Origin of the sequence: Cohnella sp. GCM10020058 (assembly GCF_042683485.1) — a bacterium.
Lineage (GTDB): Bacteria > Bacillota > Bacilli > Paenibacillales > Paenibacillaceae > Cohnella.
Genome location: NZ_JBHUJV010000010.1, coordinates 53,536 through 69,019 on the forward strand (window position 1 = coordinate 53,536; position 15,484 = coordinate 69,019).

Here is a 15,484-nt window from a genome sequence, read left to right on the forward strand (position 1 = left end):
ACAGGTGCCGTTGCGTATGGACACGTTGCACATATGATGTCCTGTACACTGCTGCCTGACAGGGGGGGATTCGATGAAGCACCGGACCGGCAGCGACAGACCCGCAAGTCCCAAGCGCATCCGGCCGCCCGTTCGCCGGAAGCGGGCTCGCCCCGCTCGTCAGAGCAGGGCGCCAGGCAAAGTTTTGCGTGCGTCGTCGACGCGTCCTGCGGCGGATTTCCGCGCGCAAGCGAGCCGGACAGGCGCTCGCGGAGAGGAAGCGTGGCGGCCGCCGGCCGTCTCGGTCATCATCCCGGTGATGAACGAGAAGCGGACGCTGGCGCGCGTCATCCGGGAAGCGCACCGCATTCATCCGCGTACCGAGGTCATCGCGGTGCTGAACGGCTCCACGGACGGCTCTTTGGCCATCGCCAAAGCGAGCGGCGCGCATGTCCTCGTATTCGACCGTCCTCTCGGTCATGACGTCGGCCGGGCTGTCGGCGCGCGGGAGGCATCCGGCGATACGCTGCTGTTTATTGATGCCGATATGGTCATTCCCGCCGCGCGGCTGCGCGCGTTTGTCAAAGCGATTGAGCAGGGGACGGATATCGCTCTTAACGATTATTCCGGTCCGCGCAAGCGTCCGGTCGTCCACAATGTCATCTTGGCTAAACATGCGCTTAACGCGCTGATCGGCAGGCCGGATCTTGAGGGCGCGTCGATGACCGCGGTGCCTCACGCGATCAGCCGCCGCGCGCTGGCTGCGATCGGTACGGAGGCGCTGGCGGTGCCGCCGCTTGCGATGACGAAGGCGCTGCATGCCGGCATGAACGTCCGTCGCGTGCGTCATATCGATGTGGGCATGCTGAACAGGCCGCGGACGAAGCGAGAGCGCACCGGATCGTTGGAGCCGCTTATTATCGGAGACCATCTCGAGGCGATCGGCTGGTGGCTGAAGAGCGACGGAGCCGCCGGGCAGCCGCAAGACATCGGCGCGCGCGGGGGGGACGGCGCATGAGGAGAAGAACGGCTTCGAGAGTCGCTAAACCTGCGCGTAAAAGCGTCTATCGACGGAAAGCCGCTGCGCGCGGACGTGTCTATAAAAGAGTCGTTAGAAGAGTCGCCGCTTCGTCGGAGTTGACGAGCAAGGCTGCGATGCATTGGCGGCGCGAAGGCGCGGTCGACGGCGCCGCGTGGCGCTCGGCGCATCCCGAAGGGACGGTCGAAGCGCTAAGAGACTATGCGCAGCGCGCATGGGCGGAAAAGGCGGACCGGCATGCGGGTGCAGGAGCAGCGGATCGTGTGCCGCTGTACCGGTATGGCCCGGCGTATGCCGCCGGCATCCGCCAGGGCGCCGGCATGGAGATGCAGGGCGAGCTGCTGCCCTTGGAAGGCTCGGCGTCCGCCGTCTTGTATGCGAATGGCAGGGCCGCACAGCTGCAGGCGGTGCTGGCCGAGCTTGAACGGCTGCCGCTCCAAGAGATTGTCGTTGTGCTCGGAACAGACGCCGAGCCGATGCTTGAGACGCTGCTGTCTCATCCTCGAATCGTCGTGGTCCATTCCCCGCAGGGGTATGAGAGCCCGCACGCGGCTCGCGCTGCCGGCGCAAGGCTGACGGGCGCGGACACCGTGCTGTTCGCGGACGGCGCGAAGCCCTGCCCTGCGAGAATGCTTGGCGCGCTGCTCGTCCGGGCGGACGCAGGCAAGGACGTCGTGCTGAGCGACAGAACGTCGCAAGAAGGATCTTTCGACCGGAGGGGCGAGGCTTCCTGGCTGCGGGAGTTCCTCAACGTTTCCCTCGGCAGGCCGGAGCTTCGCGCGGACGCCATCGGGGGCGTGCCCTTCGCCTTGTCGCGGCGGGCGATTGACGCGATCGGGACGGAAGCGCTCGGGATTCCCACGAGAGCGCATGCGGCCGCGCTCGTCCAAGGCTTGCGCGTATCGGTATGCGAAGGCGTACCTTTCTCGGGCGAACGGGATGCGCCGGCATCCGCCGGAAGCGCCCATATCGCTGCCTGGCGGGATTGCTTGACGACGCGGGGCGCGAGGCTCGGCTTCCCGGATAACAAGCGCAACCGCCGGGCGATCGGAGGGGGAGGCCATGGTACGGACGACGGTCGTCATCCCCAGCTTTAACCGTCCGGAACGGCTCGCAGCTTGCATTCGTGCCGTCCGGCAGCATGCCGAACGCGCGGTGGAAATTATCGTAGTCGCCGTGGGACGTTCGTCGGAAACGGCCGCCTGGTGCGCGCGAAGCGGCATCGCTTATATTGCGCTGCCCGGCGATATCGGGCTCGCCGAAGCTTGCAACAAAGGAATGCGGCTCGTGTCGACGGACCGGATTGTCCTGCTCGGAGAAAACTGGATATTACTTCCCGGCTGGCTCTCCAGCTTCAAGGAGGCGCTGGGCGCAGGCAGCCGCGGAGGGGTAGCGATCCTCCCGGGTTCGCCTGAAGATGCTTTTAACGGGACGAGCGCCCTGGAGGCGTTTAACGGCGGAGCTTGCCTCGCAATTCGCAGGCAGGCGATGGAGAAGATCGGGCTGCTGGACGTCCGTTTTCGCAGCGGGGCTTGGGCATTCGCGGACTATGCGCTGCGCGCAAGGCTGAACGGATGCGATCCGCAGCCTGTACGGGGGCAAATCGTCCGCCGCTCCGACGAGGGCGATCACGGCGATAGGGACGATTCTATCGGGGCGATGGCGCTGGACAGGCGGGCATTTGCCGAGAAGTGGAGTCTGGAATCGCTCGCGAAAATCTGAAGGAGGGGTGGCCTTGAAAGCCGTAATATTGGCAGGCGGCTCAGGAACGCGGCTGAAGCCGCTCACGTACTGGACGAACAAGCATTTGCTGCCCGTCGGCAGGTATCCGATGATCTGCTACGGCATCGCGAGGCTGCGCGATGCCGGCGTCAGGGATATCGTGCTCGTGACGGGGCGCAGCTCGCTCGGCGGCTTCGTCGAGGTACTGGGCAGCGGTCGGGACTGGGGTGTCTCGATCGTATACCGGGTGCAGGAAGAGGCGGGCGGCATTGCGCAAGCGCTGGAGCTGGCGCGCCCGATACTGCATCCCGGCGAGAAGTTCGCGGTGCTGCTCGGAGATAACTTGTTCTCGGAGTCGGTTGCGCCTTACTTTGACGATTTTCAGCGCCAGGCGGACGGTGCGATGGTCCTCCTGTACCCGGTGGACGATCCGCGCCGCTACGGCGTGCCCGAGATGGATGAGGCTGGAGGCAAGATCCTGCACATCGAAGAAAAGCCGGAGCATCCCGCCTCCACTTACTGCGTGACAGGCCTTTACATGTATCATACCGACGTGTTCGACATCATCGACGGGATCAAGCCCTCGCAGCGCGGCGAGCTGGAGATCACGGACGTGAACAATGCCTACGCCCACGCGGGCAAGCTGACGTTCCGCGAGCTGTCGGGCTGGTGGAATGACGCGGGAACCTTCGAATCGCTCGAGGAAGCGAGCGGGAAGCTGAAGGGCGTCTTGCCTTGAAAAGGATCGCCCGCGGGCGCGGCGGAGCGGCTTTGAAGCGGTCCAGAGCGGGTTTGCGCAGGAGCAAATGGAGCGCCAGGCGCGGCGTCGGCGGTCCCGGTCGCAAGGGTCGGATGCGGCGCAGGAAGCCGCGGCCCTCGGTCCGCGCTGCAAACGAAACGCAGCGGCGGGAAGTTTCCGGCTACGACGAAGGCTACCGGGAGGGGCTTTACGATGGCGGCGAGCGCTTGCTCGAAGCTGTTTTGCCGGGTGACCGGATCGTGCCCGACATTTCGGTAGCGGAAGTTCTCGCCGCCGGCATTCCGCATGTTCTGACGCGAAGCATCCGCCTGCTAGGTCCGCAGGAGCTGTGCGACGAACTTGAAGCCGCGCTGTCGGCGGGCCGGCCTTACAGCGTCGTTAGGCTGGGAGACGGAGAATTGCTCACGCTGGCGCAAGATACTTTAAAGCCGGCGGCGGAAATTGCGCGGGAAAGTCCTTTTCTCTCGTATGCAGGGGTCGATGCGCCGGACAGCGCGGCCAGAGACGTGCTCGCGGCAGCCATTCGCAGAGCGACGGTCGTCGGCGTGCCGCTATCGCGCAAGCCGAATTACCAGCCGCTGCTGTTCGAGGGGCTCAGGCGCAACGGCGTGCCGCCGGAGTCGCTGCGCCTCACAAGCTCCATGATTAATTATGCGCTGCACGAGTCGGGCCATTTGATGAGGCTCGCCGCAGGCAAGCGGATCGTCATCGTCGGCAACAGCGCGGAGGCGCTGGCTCGTGCGCTGCGCGGCGCCGGTCTCGAAGTCGTTCATACGGTCGTGCCGGTGGACGGCATCGGGGATTATGCAAGCGCCGTGGAGCGGGCGGCAGCCGTGCCGTTCGATCTGGCGCTCGTGTCGGCGGGCGTCGCGGCGGTCCCGATTTGCGTCTGGCTGGCCGAGCGAACGGGCAAAGCCGCGTTCGACTTCGGTCATATGGCAGACAGGTTAGGCGGGACGGCAGTTCCTGCGGGGGAGTAGCGTCGGGACGAATCTTCAAGAAAGGAGGCAGGCGCGGATGGTTAAAAATCGGGCATCTCGCGGAGGCAGACGCGCCTTCAGGCCGCGGCATCGGCCTCGGCGCCGCGGCGCACGCGTACGGGCCACGCCGGGCTATCAGGGCGGCTACGGCAACGGGTATCGCGAAGGCGTGCAGGCGGGACTTGCGAGCTTCGACACGCTTTTCGACGGCACGAGTATCATCATCCCCTCTTACAACCAGCGGGAGCTGCTCGGAAAGTGCATCAACAGCATCGTGAGGTACACGGAGCCCTCCTACGAGATCATCGTCATCGACAATGGCTCGACCGACGGGACGGCCGAATATCTGGCGAGTCTCGGCGGATCCGTAAGGTATCGGTTGATGGAACGCAATCTGGGCTTTGCCGGCGCCTGCAATATCGGACTCATGATGGCCAAGGGACGAACGCTGATGCTGCTTAACAACGACATCCTCGTCACCCGAAATTGGCTGGATCAAATGCTCGCCTGTCTGAACAGCGATCCGGCGATCGGCATGGTGGGGCCGGTGACGAACTTCATCAGCGGCGAACAGCAAATTCCGGTTCCGTATACGGACATCCAAGATATGCAGTCGTTCGCGTCGGGCTTCAACCGTCACGACCCGGATCGCTGGCACGATACGGATCGGCTCGTCGGCTTCTGCGTGCTGATGCGTCGGGAGACGTTTCTGAAAATCGGCTATCTGGACGAAGGCTTCGAGCTCGGCAACTTCGAGGACGACGATTGGGACATCCGCGTACGGCTGCTCGGCCAGCGTCTCGTGATCGCGGGCGACACGTTCATCCATCACTTCGGAAGCGTGAGCATCCGGGCGCTGGGCGACGGGTTCCTCCGCATTCATACGGCAAACGAGCGCTACTATCTAGATAAATGGCGGGGCTGGCAGCAGTACGCGGGCATCGCCGCTTCCACGTCTGCAGCGGATGAGCGCGCGGAGGCGCTGGGGATCAGCGAGCTGTTTCCAAATGGCGTCGCCGTTCGGGCTGCGGATGCCGACGTCTATTGGGTTGAAGGCGGCTTGCGCAGGCTCGTCACGGGCGTACTGCCGTTCGAGGCCGTCAAGCTCTCGCGAATCGATATGCGCCGGTGGCCCGTCGGGGACCCGATCGAAGCGGCGGAGGCGGCTTCCCGCTGGCACGGCAAGGACGCCGAGCCGGTCGACGGACGGGCGTGCGCCGTCGCGCTGCTGCCGGACGGAACCGCCTATCATCTGGAGGGCGATACGGCCCGGCGCGTGCTCGGTCCCGCCGCGCTCAAGAGCTGGAATCTTCACCTCAAGCCGATGGCGGAGGTATCGGAGGGCGCGCTTGCCGGATGGCGCAGAGGCGCGCCGATCATCGCGCTGCCGAAGCTGCTTCAAGCGTTGTAAACGACTGTTCGGATGAGCGCGTGCGGGAAGGTGACGGGGCGGAGCGCGCGGGAAAGTGACGGGGCGGATAAATGCGTACGGGAAAGTGGCAGGACGCATAAGCGCGTGCGGAAAGTGACGGGGCGGATAAGCGACATGGCGGAATGCGAGGCGAGCCGATGCGAGCGGCTCGCTTTTTGGCTTTTATGGCCTTATATGCGCTTGATGATGGAAGTTTCGCCATGTCGTCTAGACTCCATTTTCCCAGAAGCGAGAGGTCTTCGTGTGGCAAACGGGCAAGCGCCGCATAAGATGTTGGAGGCATGAATCAACGCCGAACGGCACGAATACGATGGCAATGAGCGGAGGCGGGGAGGCGGAACCATGCAAGATTTGCTGACCGAAGTGGCGGTTCACCTGTCCCATTCCCACCAGCATATGGCACGCATTATGGATGCGAAACGCCAGGTCGCGGTCCGGATGTCGCAGATGGTCACGGCTATACCGGATATGCACCCTGAATTAAGCGGATTGGACGGACTGCTGGAGGGTTCGGCCGACGTCACCAAAAATATTATCGCTTATGTGGTCGGACTGGCCGATATGCACGACGCGCTGGCGGACAGCCTCGAGCAGATCGTGAAGGCGGCGAACATTCCCGACGAGGAATAACGGGCGGACTTCGCAGGGAGGAGATCGGCGATGACGAGAGAGGAAGCCTATTACAATACATTAAACGCGATCGCCAAAATGCAGTGGAACATGGCGATGATCCTGGAAGCGAAGGCCTTCGAGGCGGAGAAGGTGCGCAACTGGCTGTGCATGCACGTCACGACTGACTCGATCCCGGATCATGCGTCCAACCTGTCTACCTCTCTGAAAATTCACGAGCAGAACGTAGAGCTGCTTGAGAGTCTGACCAAGCTGTGCCAGGGCATGAATCGCAGCATGAAAACGATCCTCACGCCCGCCGGCGACGAAGAGGAAGGCGGTCTGACCGGACTGCTCGACGGCTTCGGAGGCAGCAGCTCGGAAGGATGAGCCGGCTGAACGCGGAGTGGGAAGCCAAGCTCGCCATGCTCAAGGCGATCGCGAGGAGCCAGGAAGCGATGGCGCGCATGCTGGAAAGCGCGGCCGACATCAGCGCGGCGGGCATGCCGTCAGCCGCTGCGCTTCGCGAGCATGTTCGCGTGCTGACGGGTCTGCAGGCCGAGATGGCGAGAAGCGTGGCGGGCATTTCCTGGAAGCCGCCCAAGCAGGGGAGGCCGGCAGGTCCTTGGTTGAAGAAGGCGGCGGCGGTTCGGCTGACCGTTGTGCGAGATCGCTGAGGCGACGGCAGCCGGGCGGGCGCTAGTGCGCTCGCGATGCTGGCGGCAGACCGGGGGGAGACACTATGTCTTTTCGGCAGGGAGGCAAGGTTGGTGCGTTTGGCGTTGGCATCGGCGTTGGCAAATAAGAGCTTAATCCGATCTTGGAGGGGAAGCGGCTATGGAGACGCTGGGGGTACACGCGCTGCGTAAAAAGAGTCGGGCGAAACCGGGACGAAGAGTTCGTCCGCTGCGGCGTAAAGCCGGTTTGGTCAAGCGGAGAAGCGGTCTGAAGAAGCGCGCTGGAGCCGTCGGCAAACGGCGGATCAGCCGTGTAAGAAGCCGGAGACGGAAAACGACGAACCCGGGTACCAGCTTCAACCAGGCGTACAACGAAGGGTACAACGCCGGCTTCGCCAAAGGCTTCGAAGATGGACATCAGCTGGCGTACGATCAGCAGGTTTAAATGAACTATTGACGAAATTTGCCGATTGATTATATACTATCCAAAAATAGGATAAACAATTGCGAGGAAGCACCCGCAGAGAAGCCAGATATCTCTCGTGCTTCCTTTTTTATGCTTATTTACGTGTCGCCGCATCGTCGCTGTCCCGCTTCCATGTGCGATAAGTGCTGAAAGGCAGTTAATTTTAACGTTCATGGTGGGAGTGCGACGAATAGTTGTCAAAAAGCATTTAATTGTTCCGAATAAGGTGCGGGAGGCGCGATATCCGGTAAATAGATGCCTTTTAACAACTGTCGGACCGGTTGCAAAGGGTTTGAGCAGGAATAGATGTCTTCTAACAACTAATTAGATTTTGCAAATCATCAATCATTAGAAACGGGGGATTTGTAATGTTGGGTATGGAACAATTCGAACGGATGAAGAAAAAGGGGAACGCCTTGCGACTCATATTTATTACATTTATGTTGACGGCGGTACTTATGCACACGGCTGATGCATACGGCGCTTCAACGGCAAACCACCTGGCAGCTGGAATAACATCTAATGGAGCCGTTCCGTTGAACGACATCGGCGGTCACTGGGCCAAGCAAGCGATCGAGACCGCAGTTAGCAAAGGCTACGTTAAGGGATACCCGGACGGCACGTTTAAGCCGAACAAAGAAGTTACGCGCGCGGAATTTGTGAAAATGGTCTCGGATTCGCTGCACCTTCCAATTAAGCCCGCCGCTTCAGGTACGAAGTGGTACACACCGTACGTATCGGCGCTGAAAGCAGCTGCGCTTCTGCAGGATAGCGACTTAGGCGCATCCTGGGATGGTCAGATGAACCGCACGGAAATGTCCAAGCTGCTTGTTCGCGGCACAGATGATTCCGTTCGCGGTAAGAAGATAACGGATGGCGAAGCGCTGTACAAATCGGCCTTGACCGGGCTGATCGGCGGGGTCGCGGACGGTACGTTGAACGAGAAAGGAACGACGACACGTGCGGAAGCCGTGGCTGTTATTGAACGTCTTTCGACGGTTCGGGCGGGGGGCAAGTTGACGGCGGAAAAACATGCGGTGCAGAACGCGGCTATTATCTACAAGGGAACTAACCTGGAGGAAGCTTGGGGCACAAAACCTGTGTCGTTACCGTTCAAGCTGGATATTGACTCTAAAATGGATGTAACTATGGATAGGATGATTGTCGTGGATCTTGATGATCCTAAAGCACCACTACGCAATAAGTTCAAAAAACTTACCCAATACCCTGACACTAAGGTCATGACCAAAGACGCCTACGCGATTGCTATGCATATTGTCTTAAAAAACACCAAAGTTCAAGGGAAAAATACTTGGTCCTTTCACAGTGATAAAGTTGGTACCAATACAGATTGGGGCCAGCGTGTTGCTTATGATCTGGAGAATCAATCTGATTTCCCTGTAGTTCCCGATGTCGTGCTGGACAAGGTTGCTACTGTTAATGGATGGCATATTGTTGTCGTTGAAAAAACTACTTTGCAAAAGCATCCAGAGTGGAAGATTCCTTTCCTTGTTACCTACACCGGGCTGGTTTATCGACTTGGTCAACTTAATAGTGAAGGTGAATGACCGTGAAGCGTACGTTTTCAATCTTAGTTCTAATAACCTTCTTAATTGGAATGTGGCCCTTGTACCCTTCAGAGGCTGCATCTTCAGATACGCAAACGATACCTTTGAATTTTGGAGCTAATTCCAAACAGGTTATTGATGGGGTCACTTACTTTCCAACGGCAACAGTAAAGCAAAACATTCCGATCTACTCAAATCGAACTGTAGCAGGCTATAAACTCGTATTTAATGGGGTAACGATAAACGTTAGTAATCCGAGTACCTCGGGCGGTTATATTAAGTTGGATCTAAGTGGTAAAGCCACAAAAGTCTATGGCAAAGGCTATTCGAATCCTGCATTTACTGTAGACAGAACATCGGATGGAAAAAGGTGGCGGGTGGGTGCCATGAATCCTTCCGATAAGAAAATTTACAAGTTTGAATACACCCCAGTAGCTGGGAGTGGGTGTATGTCAGGGAGCATTTCAGCATGTCCAGGTCTGGTCCCTTCAACCGTGACCAATTTGTCCGGTGGAACTTACACAGCTACTGATATTTCTTTTGTTCGCGATACAGCAACCGGGCAACATTTGAGTTGGTCGGAGAATGTGCCACATGTTGAGCATATGTACTTAAACAGTTGGAACTCGGGTATAGAGGTGGCTTGGCCTTATATTGCAGCGTGCACCCTTACAATAACTGCTGCTGCACCAACATCTAAAAATACAGTCCTTGTAAGCAAGGGGCCAGGAGAAGAGTGTGGTACAGGTAAACTTGTGGGGCGTCGTAATCTAAATGATATAACTGACACTAAAGGTATAGATTATAAAGTCCCTGTTGATGGGGGAGGTTCAGCTGAACAAAGAAAGTACGATTTTATTTTCGATACTTCTTGGGAAGCTACAACTTACGCTTATCAGGGTAGCATTACAATCAACTACGTACCTAAAATTCCACCAACCAATGGCGTTGACGGAGACTTCGACATCCTCCCAGACAGCACGCTTACATACGGAGACACCTTTAAACTGCATCCGAAGGACATAGAGACGACAGGTAGCTGCACATTCCAATCGATTAAATTCCGGATCGAACGGAACGGACAAGTGTATACCGGAAACGCGCTCGCCAGCAAGACTTCGGACGATACATACACGCTTGCCAAATACCCGTACGTTATTACCGCTGGCGCAACGCATGACGTGTATATGCAAATCAACACAAGCTGCGGCAGCGACTGGGTGGGACCGCAGCAGCTTTACTTGATGGACCCGAACTTCGGTGGCGGGGGCTCGACACCTACACCGACGCCGACAGCGCCTCCGGGTGAAAACCGTCCGCCAACGGCAACAATTGCATGGGTGAAGGCGGGGACGACGACGCCTACCGGTATTATCCCAGAGGGAACGAAGGTCGATCTCATAATTAAGGATATTAGCGACCCGGATTATCCGGATGATTGGGTTGACGTCGATCATTGGGACTTTACCGCCAGCACGGATTGGCTGAAGTCGGTACCGGACGGCTTTGGGGGCAACATCAAACAGAACAGTTATATGAATATTACGGCTTCCGGGATCGGCTCGCACAAGGTCGCGCTTACCGTCAAGGATTTGAAGGGCGCAACGTATACCGCATACGCGACGCTGAATGTCGTGGATTCCAAGCCCGTTGCCGTTATCCGCGGTCCTTCCTCGGTGAAGGCAGGTAGGCAACTGCCAACAGGTTTTGACGGCCTCTTGTCTTACAGCCCCATTGGCAAGAAGATTGTCGATTATGTTTGGACCAATGTGCAGACCAAGTACATGACGCCGGGCGCGGAGACGATTACGCTGAAGGTGAAAGACGAGGAGAATCGCTGGTCGGATGTGACGTCGAAGCTGCTGAACGTCATCCCTGACGAGCCTCCGATCGATACGCTGGCGGTTCCCGAGCAGGGCACGAGGCTGGGCACAGCCACGATTCAAAGTAACGCGTACAGTCCGGACTATGACAACCTCGTTTCGCACAAGATCGAGATGAAATACGATGCCAATAATGACGGCTTCGCCAACGACGCTTGGCAGACGGTGGTCAACGGGAACGGAAACGCCGACAGCTTCACGTTTACGCCGAGCCGCGTAGGCAAGTATTTATTCCAGGAGACGGTCTGCGAGGACTACGGTCTATGCGGCAATACAAACAGCCAGCCGGAAGCAGAACGCACGCTGAACGTGACGAACATTGCTCCGATCGCCGACGTGAAAACGGAGTCCGACATATCGGATCCCCCGGAATCTTCGGCCATTCTGATGAGCGATCTTTACAATACCGGCCGGTTTTACAATATCGGTAGCGGCGCGATCGGGGACAAGTCGAATTGGAACCTAGATACCGGGGGAATTCTGACTTCCAAAGCCCGAATGCCGCTGACCAACAATACGAGGCAGTATTACGGTACTTGGGGTTCATGGATGCTATCTTCTTCATATGGCGTTGATGGCGTGCCGCTGATGTCCCCCTTTACCGGGCTGCAAGCATCGCCGGTGTTGACGCCAATCTCGTATACGGCCGGGGGCTTCGTGCTTGTGCCGTTAGACGACGACAAGTACACATATGTGGGTACCAATGGTTGGGTTTATGCCTACAACAAATCCATGCAATTGGTGTGGCAAAAGAATGTATTTAATGGATATGCCCAGCAGTTATTGTCATATGGGAATACGCTAGTTGCAATCGGAGAAAATGGACCGGGTAGCGGCTTGGCTGTCGGCCTGGATCGCGATACGGGGCAAGAGTTGTTTCGGAATTCGTCTCTGCCGTTCTATGCTGGAGGATACACGGCCTCATTCCAGTTGCCAGACGGTTTTGCGTACGGCAAATATAGGTATAACTCCACTGGCGGCAGCCTTGGAGAGCTTACTTATCCTTATGTCGACGGCATTTCGCAAAAATATGGCGCGATGCTCTCAACTGTTTTTGACGGCGGAAAAAGCTATGTGATCCGGACTTCGGACGGAGCGATTCTTGGCAACCACACGAGTAATACGAATTACTCCAGCTACCACTATTACTTGGGGGCGGACAACGCTAACCATTTGTACTATTTGGTGGAGTCGCAGGAAGGGTGGACGCTCACTCGCAAGGTCGCGAAGTTCAATATGGGGACGTCGACTTTCACATACTCTTCGGACCTCGATACGAACAACAAGGGCTCTGTATTCGGTATGGATAATAAACAGAGGATCTATCAGGCCTCGACTAACGGATGGCCAATGACAGACGTCGTGATTAACGTTTCGGATTCCTCCGGTAAGCTTCTTAAGCAGTTGACGCCGTATCCGTATTATTCGTCCAAAGGGGGCGCCTATCAGCTCAATTATACGCAAATGTACGTTGGGGCTGACGGTACAGTTAATATTTTCGGTTATTACATGGACTCTTCGCAGTATCTAGATAACTATGCAACGATTGCTTATGCCTCCTACGATACCGATTTGAACCTGATCACCAGCGGCAGAGTGGACCAGCAAATTTACGTCGGTATTAACCGGTATGCTTACTTCTATCCGCGAGCCGACCAGAGCGTTCTCGTCGTTTCGAGAGGCGGAAACGACTACGAAAACTTGTTTCTTTACACGCTGACTTCGAACGGGGCGGCAACGAAGCCCAAGATCATCGATGTCGGCGAGTCAACGCCTGATCTCGTCACAGGACAGCAGGTGGCGGCAAGCAAGACCGTCAAGGCGAGCCTTAGAGCATCTGCTCCGGACGGCAAGGGCGCAGGCATCGCTTACCGGATCCGGGACGACAAAAACTACTACAGCGTCGAATTCGAGGCGAGCGAATTGCGCGTGAAGAAGACGGTGAACGGCACGGCGACGATCGTATGGAACAAGTCGTACCCGATGGTGGCGAACCAGGTATACGACATCAAGCTGGTACCGGCGAGCAGCACGTTCGATGTGTACGTGAATCGGATTTACCAGGCTACGATTAATGAATCCGTATGGTTGGACGGCAAGTTCGGGATCGTCAATCGGGGCCAGCCGAGCGTATCGTTCCTGGCTGCGTCCACCGAGACGACACCGGCCGGCTACGGCAAGATAGAAGGCATCGCGCTAGTGGGACAGCAGGTCGATTATTCACTGTCCTACGCCGATGAAGAAAGCGATCCGCAGCTGACGGCAGGCAGCACATGGGTATACACGCATAACCCGAACGCGCTGTTGCAGCCGCTGGGAACGGCATCCTTTAGCGGCCAGACGTTGAATGCGCCGGTCACGAGCTTCCCGTACCCAGGTGACTATACATTCATGTATAAAACCAAGGACGACCCGCATCCGTCGCATCGCTATCCGGACACTGCATTCAGCACCTATCGCCAGGAATCAAATACGGTGACGGGAAAGATCCGGGTGCATCGCCGGCCAATTGCGGACTTTACGGCGACCTGGAATTCGAACGGCACGATCGCCTATGCGGACGCTTCCTACGATCCGGATCGATACAATCCGGCGAACGGCTCATACTCGATGGAAAACACCGGCATCAACTATCAGGCGACGCGCGGCGTGCTCGAGTATCGGTACCGGTACCGCGCAGCCGGCAGCACGACTTACATCGATCTAAAACCGGCCAAGCTGTTCGGCGGCTCGTATATTATCGAGCTGTCCGTCCGCGACGAGTACAACGCCTGGTCTGAATGGGCCACGCAGACGATCGTCGCCGGCGGCTCCACGCCGCTGCCTCCGAATCCGGGCTTTACGATCGCGCCGACGACGCAGTATCGGTTCACGGCCGTGACGTTCAATTCGACGGCCAGCGATCCGCAGGACGGGGCCCGGGAAAACGTGGAGCATGCTTACTATATAAAGAACTTGACGACAGGGGGGCCGGAATCGCTGCAGAGCGACGTCAGGACAAGCTGGACGAAGGAGTTCAGCTCGCTCGGCATTTTTCAGGTGCGGCAGATCGTCATCAATAGCTTCGGCCTTTACGCGGAGACTACGCGCAATGTATCGATCGTAAACCGCAAGCCGGCCGCCGATCTGACGGCGCCGGCCAGCACGAACGCCGCCGCGCCGACGTTGTACGAAACGCTTCGGCCGGCTTTCAAGTGGACGTACAGCGACGGGGACGGCGATCCGCAAACGCAGTATCAGCTTCATTTTTACAAGGCCGACGGTACGTTCTACCGGGATTCCGGCACGATCGTCGGTTCCGATCTCGCCTGGACAGCGGCGGCGGACTTCGCGGACAACACGACCTATTATGTGTTCGTGCGCGTGATGGACGGCGTGGATTGGTCGGATTGGAGCGCGCCGCACTGCTTCCGGATCGTGACGAACAAGCCGCCGACGGCGGACCTGGCGTGGACGCCGTCTCCAGTCTGGGAGGGCGATACGGTAAAGCTGCTGCCGACGATGTCGGATCCGGACGGCGACCGGCTCGAGGTGGTCTATGAAATCGAATCGCCGACCGGCGCGAAGCGCACCGTGAACGAACAGCGGGTGCCGCCTTACAGCGGGGCGGGACCGACGTTCGTCGCGATAACGCCGGGCAATTGGAAGGTCCGGCTGACGGTCAGCGACGGCAAGGCGCCTGCGGCCGCCGTCGTCAAGACGATCCCGGTCGCGCCGCTGGGCGTGACGGGTCGGGTGCTGCACACTGCGGCGTGGGAGGACAATCGTCAACGCTACAACGCAGACCATCCGGGCAAGGAGCGGCCGGCTCATTGGTTCTGGGCGGGCGAGCTGTTCATGCTGGAAGCGGCGACGACGGACACCGGCGCTTCGGCGACGAGGGCCGCGACCGTCACGGCCGAGGCGGGACCGAAGCTGAAGGCGGCGCTGCAAGCCGTGTTGCCTGCTAAGCCTACGTCGTGGAAGGGCGAGCTCGGCAGCGAGCAATACGGAGGTCCGCTCAAGGCGCTGCCCGAGGGCGACTACACGTTCGAATTCACGGCGGTGTATACGAACGGCGTCGTCAAGAAATCGACGGTCGTCGTCCGCGTGACCGGCACGGCGGACGGTTTCGTGAACGTGCATCGCGTTCAATAAAAAACAGTGAAAAACAGCTTCGGAAAGGGATCGCGCCTTTTCCGGGGCTGTTTTTGCATGCGCTCGGACATCTGTCCCGCGAACCAGGCGACTTGTCCGGGGGCCGATCGCCCCGAATTGGCGCTTGCGGATGGATATGCGTCCACGTCCTGTCCGAGAGAGGCGCATATATTGTATCCGGGTGATGAACATGCCGTACAAGCGCGGACACAGAGGAAGACGCATTCGAAGG

General features: G+C 58.4%; 12 protein-coding genes. All 12 read left to right on the forward strand.

Annotation, left to right across the window (positions count from 1 at the left end; translation table 11 throughout):
• The first annotated feature begins 73 nt into the window (after positions 1 to 73).
• The 12 genes from ACFSR7_RS20295 (at position 74) to ACFSR7_RS20350 (ending at position 15,252) form a co-directional block, all read left to right on the forward strand.
• Complete coding sequence (locus ACFSR7_RS20295; RefSeq protein WP_378164755.1) at positions 74 to 997, forward strand: glycosyltransferase family 2 protein; 924 nt, start codon at positions 74 to 76, stop codon at positions 995 to 997.
• Positions 994 to 2,115 carry a hypothetical protein gene (locus ACFSR7_RS20300; protein WP_378164757.1) on the forward strand — a complete coding sequence of 374 codons (1,122 nt, stop codon included), beginning with the start codon at positions 994 to 996 and terminating at the stop codon, positions 2,113 to 2,115. The genes ACFSR7_RS20295 and ACFSR7_RS20300 overlap by 4 nt, the downstream gene beginning before the upstream one ends.
• A complete protein-coding gene (locus ACFSR7_RS20305; protein ID WP_378164759.1) occupies positions 2,081 to 2,740 on the forward strand; it encodes a glycosyltransferase family 2 protein in 660 nt (219 codons plus the stop codon). The genes ACFSR7_RS20300 and ACFSR7_RS20305 overlap by 35 nt, the downstream gene beginning before the upstream one ends.
• A 13-nt stretch (positions 2,741 to 2,753) precedes the next feature.
• Positions 2,754 to 3,479, forward strand: a complete 726-nt coding sequence (locus ACFSR7_RS20310) for a sugar phosphate nucleotidyltransferase (RefSeq protein WP_378164761.1) — start codon at positions 2,754 to 2,756, stop codon at positions 3,477 to 3,479.
• Entirely contained in the window at positions 3,476 to 4,480 is a 1,005-nt protein-coding gene (locus ACFSR7_RS20315) for a GT-D fold domain-containing protein (protein WP_378164763.1), read from the forward strand. Before ACFSR7_RS20310 ends, ACFSR7_RS20315 begins: the two co-directional genes overlap by 4 nt.
• Positions 4,481 to 4,517: 37 nt before the next feature.
• The gene (locus ACFSR7_RS20320) at positions 4,518 to 5,891 is read left to right on the forward strand and encodes a glycosyltransferase family 2 protein (RefSeq protein ID WP_378164765.1); all 1,374 of its coding nucleotides are present in this window, start codon (positions 4,518 to 4,520) and stop codon (positions 5,889 to 5,891) included.
• Between the two features lie 363 nt (positions 5,892 to 6,254).
• Positions 6,255 to 6,542, forward strand: coding sequence for a nucleoside-diphosphate sugar epimerase (locus tag ACFSR7_RS20325; RefSeq protein ID WP_282907397.1), 288 nt, complete (start codon positions 6,255 to 6,257; stop codon positions 6,540 to 6,542).
• Positions 6,543 to 6,572: 30 nt separating this feature from the next.
• On the forward strand, positions 6,573 to 6,911 hold the full coding sequence (locus ACFSR7_RS20330; RefSeq protein ID WP_378164767.1) for an alpha-helical endospore appendage domain-containing protein: 339 nt from the start codon (positions 6,573 to 6,575) through the stop codon (positions 6,909 to 6,911).
• Positions 6,908 to 7,198, forward strand: a complete 291-nt coding sequence (locus tag ACFSR7_RS20335; protein ID WP_282907399.1) for a hypothetical protein — start codon at positions 6,908 to 6,910, stop codon at positions 7,196 to 7,198. Before ACFSR7_RS20330 ends, ACFSR7_RS20335 begins: the two co-directional genes overlap by 4 nt.
• Positions 7,199 to 7,358: 160 nt before the next feature.
• The gene (locus ACFSR7_RS20340; protein ID WP_378164769.1) at positions 7,359 to 7,643 is read left to right on the forward strand and encodes a hypothetical protein; all 285 of its coding nucleotides are present in this window, start codon (positions 7,359 to 7,361) and stop codon (positions 7,641 to 7,643) included.
• Between the two features lie 389 nt (positions 7,644 to 8,032).
• Positions 8,033 to 9,232 carry an S-layer homology domain-containing protein gene (locus ACFSR7_RS20345; RefSeq protein ID WP_378164771.1) on the forward strand — a complete coding sequence of 400 codons (1,200 nt, stop codon included), beginning with the start codon at positions 8,033 to 8,035 and terminating at the stop codon, positions 9,230 to 9,232.
• Between the two features lie 1,085 nt (positions 9,233 to 10,317).
• A complete protein-coding gene (locus ACFSR7_RS20350; RefSeq protein ID WP_378164773.1) occupies positions 10,318 to 15,252 on the forward strand; it encodes a glycoside hydrolase family 78 protein in 4,935 nt (1,644 codons plus the stop codon).
• The last annotated feature ends 232 nt before the right edge of the window (positions 15,253 to 15,484 follow it).

Bases quoted from the DNA above. Each gene is read 5' to 3' on its own strand.
- ACFSR7_RS20295 (WP_378164755.1), top strand. From the start codon at position 74: ATGAAGCACCGGACCGGCAGCGACAGACCCGCAAGTCCCAAGCGCATC.
- ACFSR7_RS20300 (WP_378164757.1), top strand. From the start codon at position 994: ATGAGGAGAAGAACGGCTTCGAGAGTCGCTAAACCTGCGCGTAAAAGC.
- ACFSR7_RS20305 (WP_378164759.1), top strand. From the start codon at position 2,081: ATGGTACGGACGACGGTCGTCATCCCCAGCTTTAACCGTCCGGAACGG.
- ACFSR7_RS20320 (WP_378164765.1), top strand. From the start codon at position 4,518: ATGGTTAAAAATCGGGCATCTCGCGGAGGCAGACGCGCCTTCAGGCCG.
- ACFSR7_RS20325 (WP_282907397.1), top strand. From the start codon at position 6,255: ATGCAAGATTTGCTGACCGAAGTGGCGGTTCACCTGTCCCATTCCCAC.
- ACFSR7_RS20330 (WP_378164767.1), top strand. From the start codon at position 6,573: ATGACGAGAGAGGAAGCCTATTACAATACATTAAACGCGATCGCCAAA.
- ACFSR7_RS20335 (WP_282907399.1), top strand. From the start codon at position 6,908: ATGAGCCGGCTGAACGCGGAGTGGGAAGCCAAGCTCGCCATGCTCAAG.
- ACFSR7_RS20340 (WP_378164769.1), top strand. From the start codon at position 7,359: ATGGAGACGCTGGGGGTACACGCGCTGCGTAAAAAGAGTCGGGCGAAA.
- ACFSR7_RS20345 (WP_378164771.1), top strand. From the start codon at position 8,033: ATGTTGGGTATGGAACAATTCGAACGGATGAAGAAAAAGGGGAACGCC.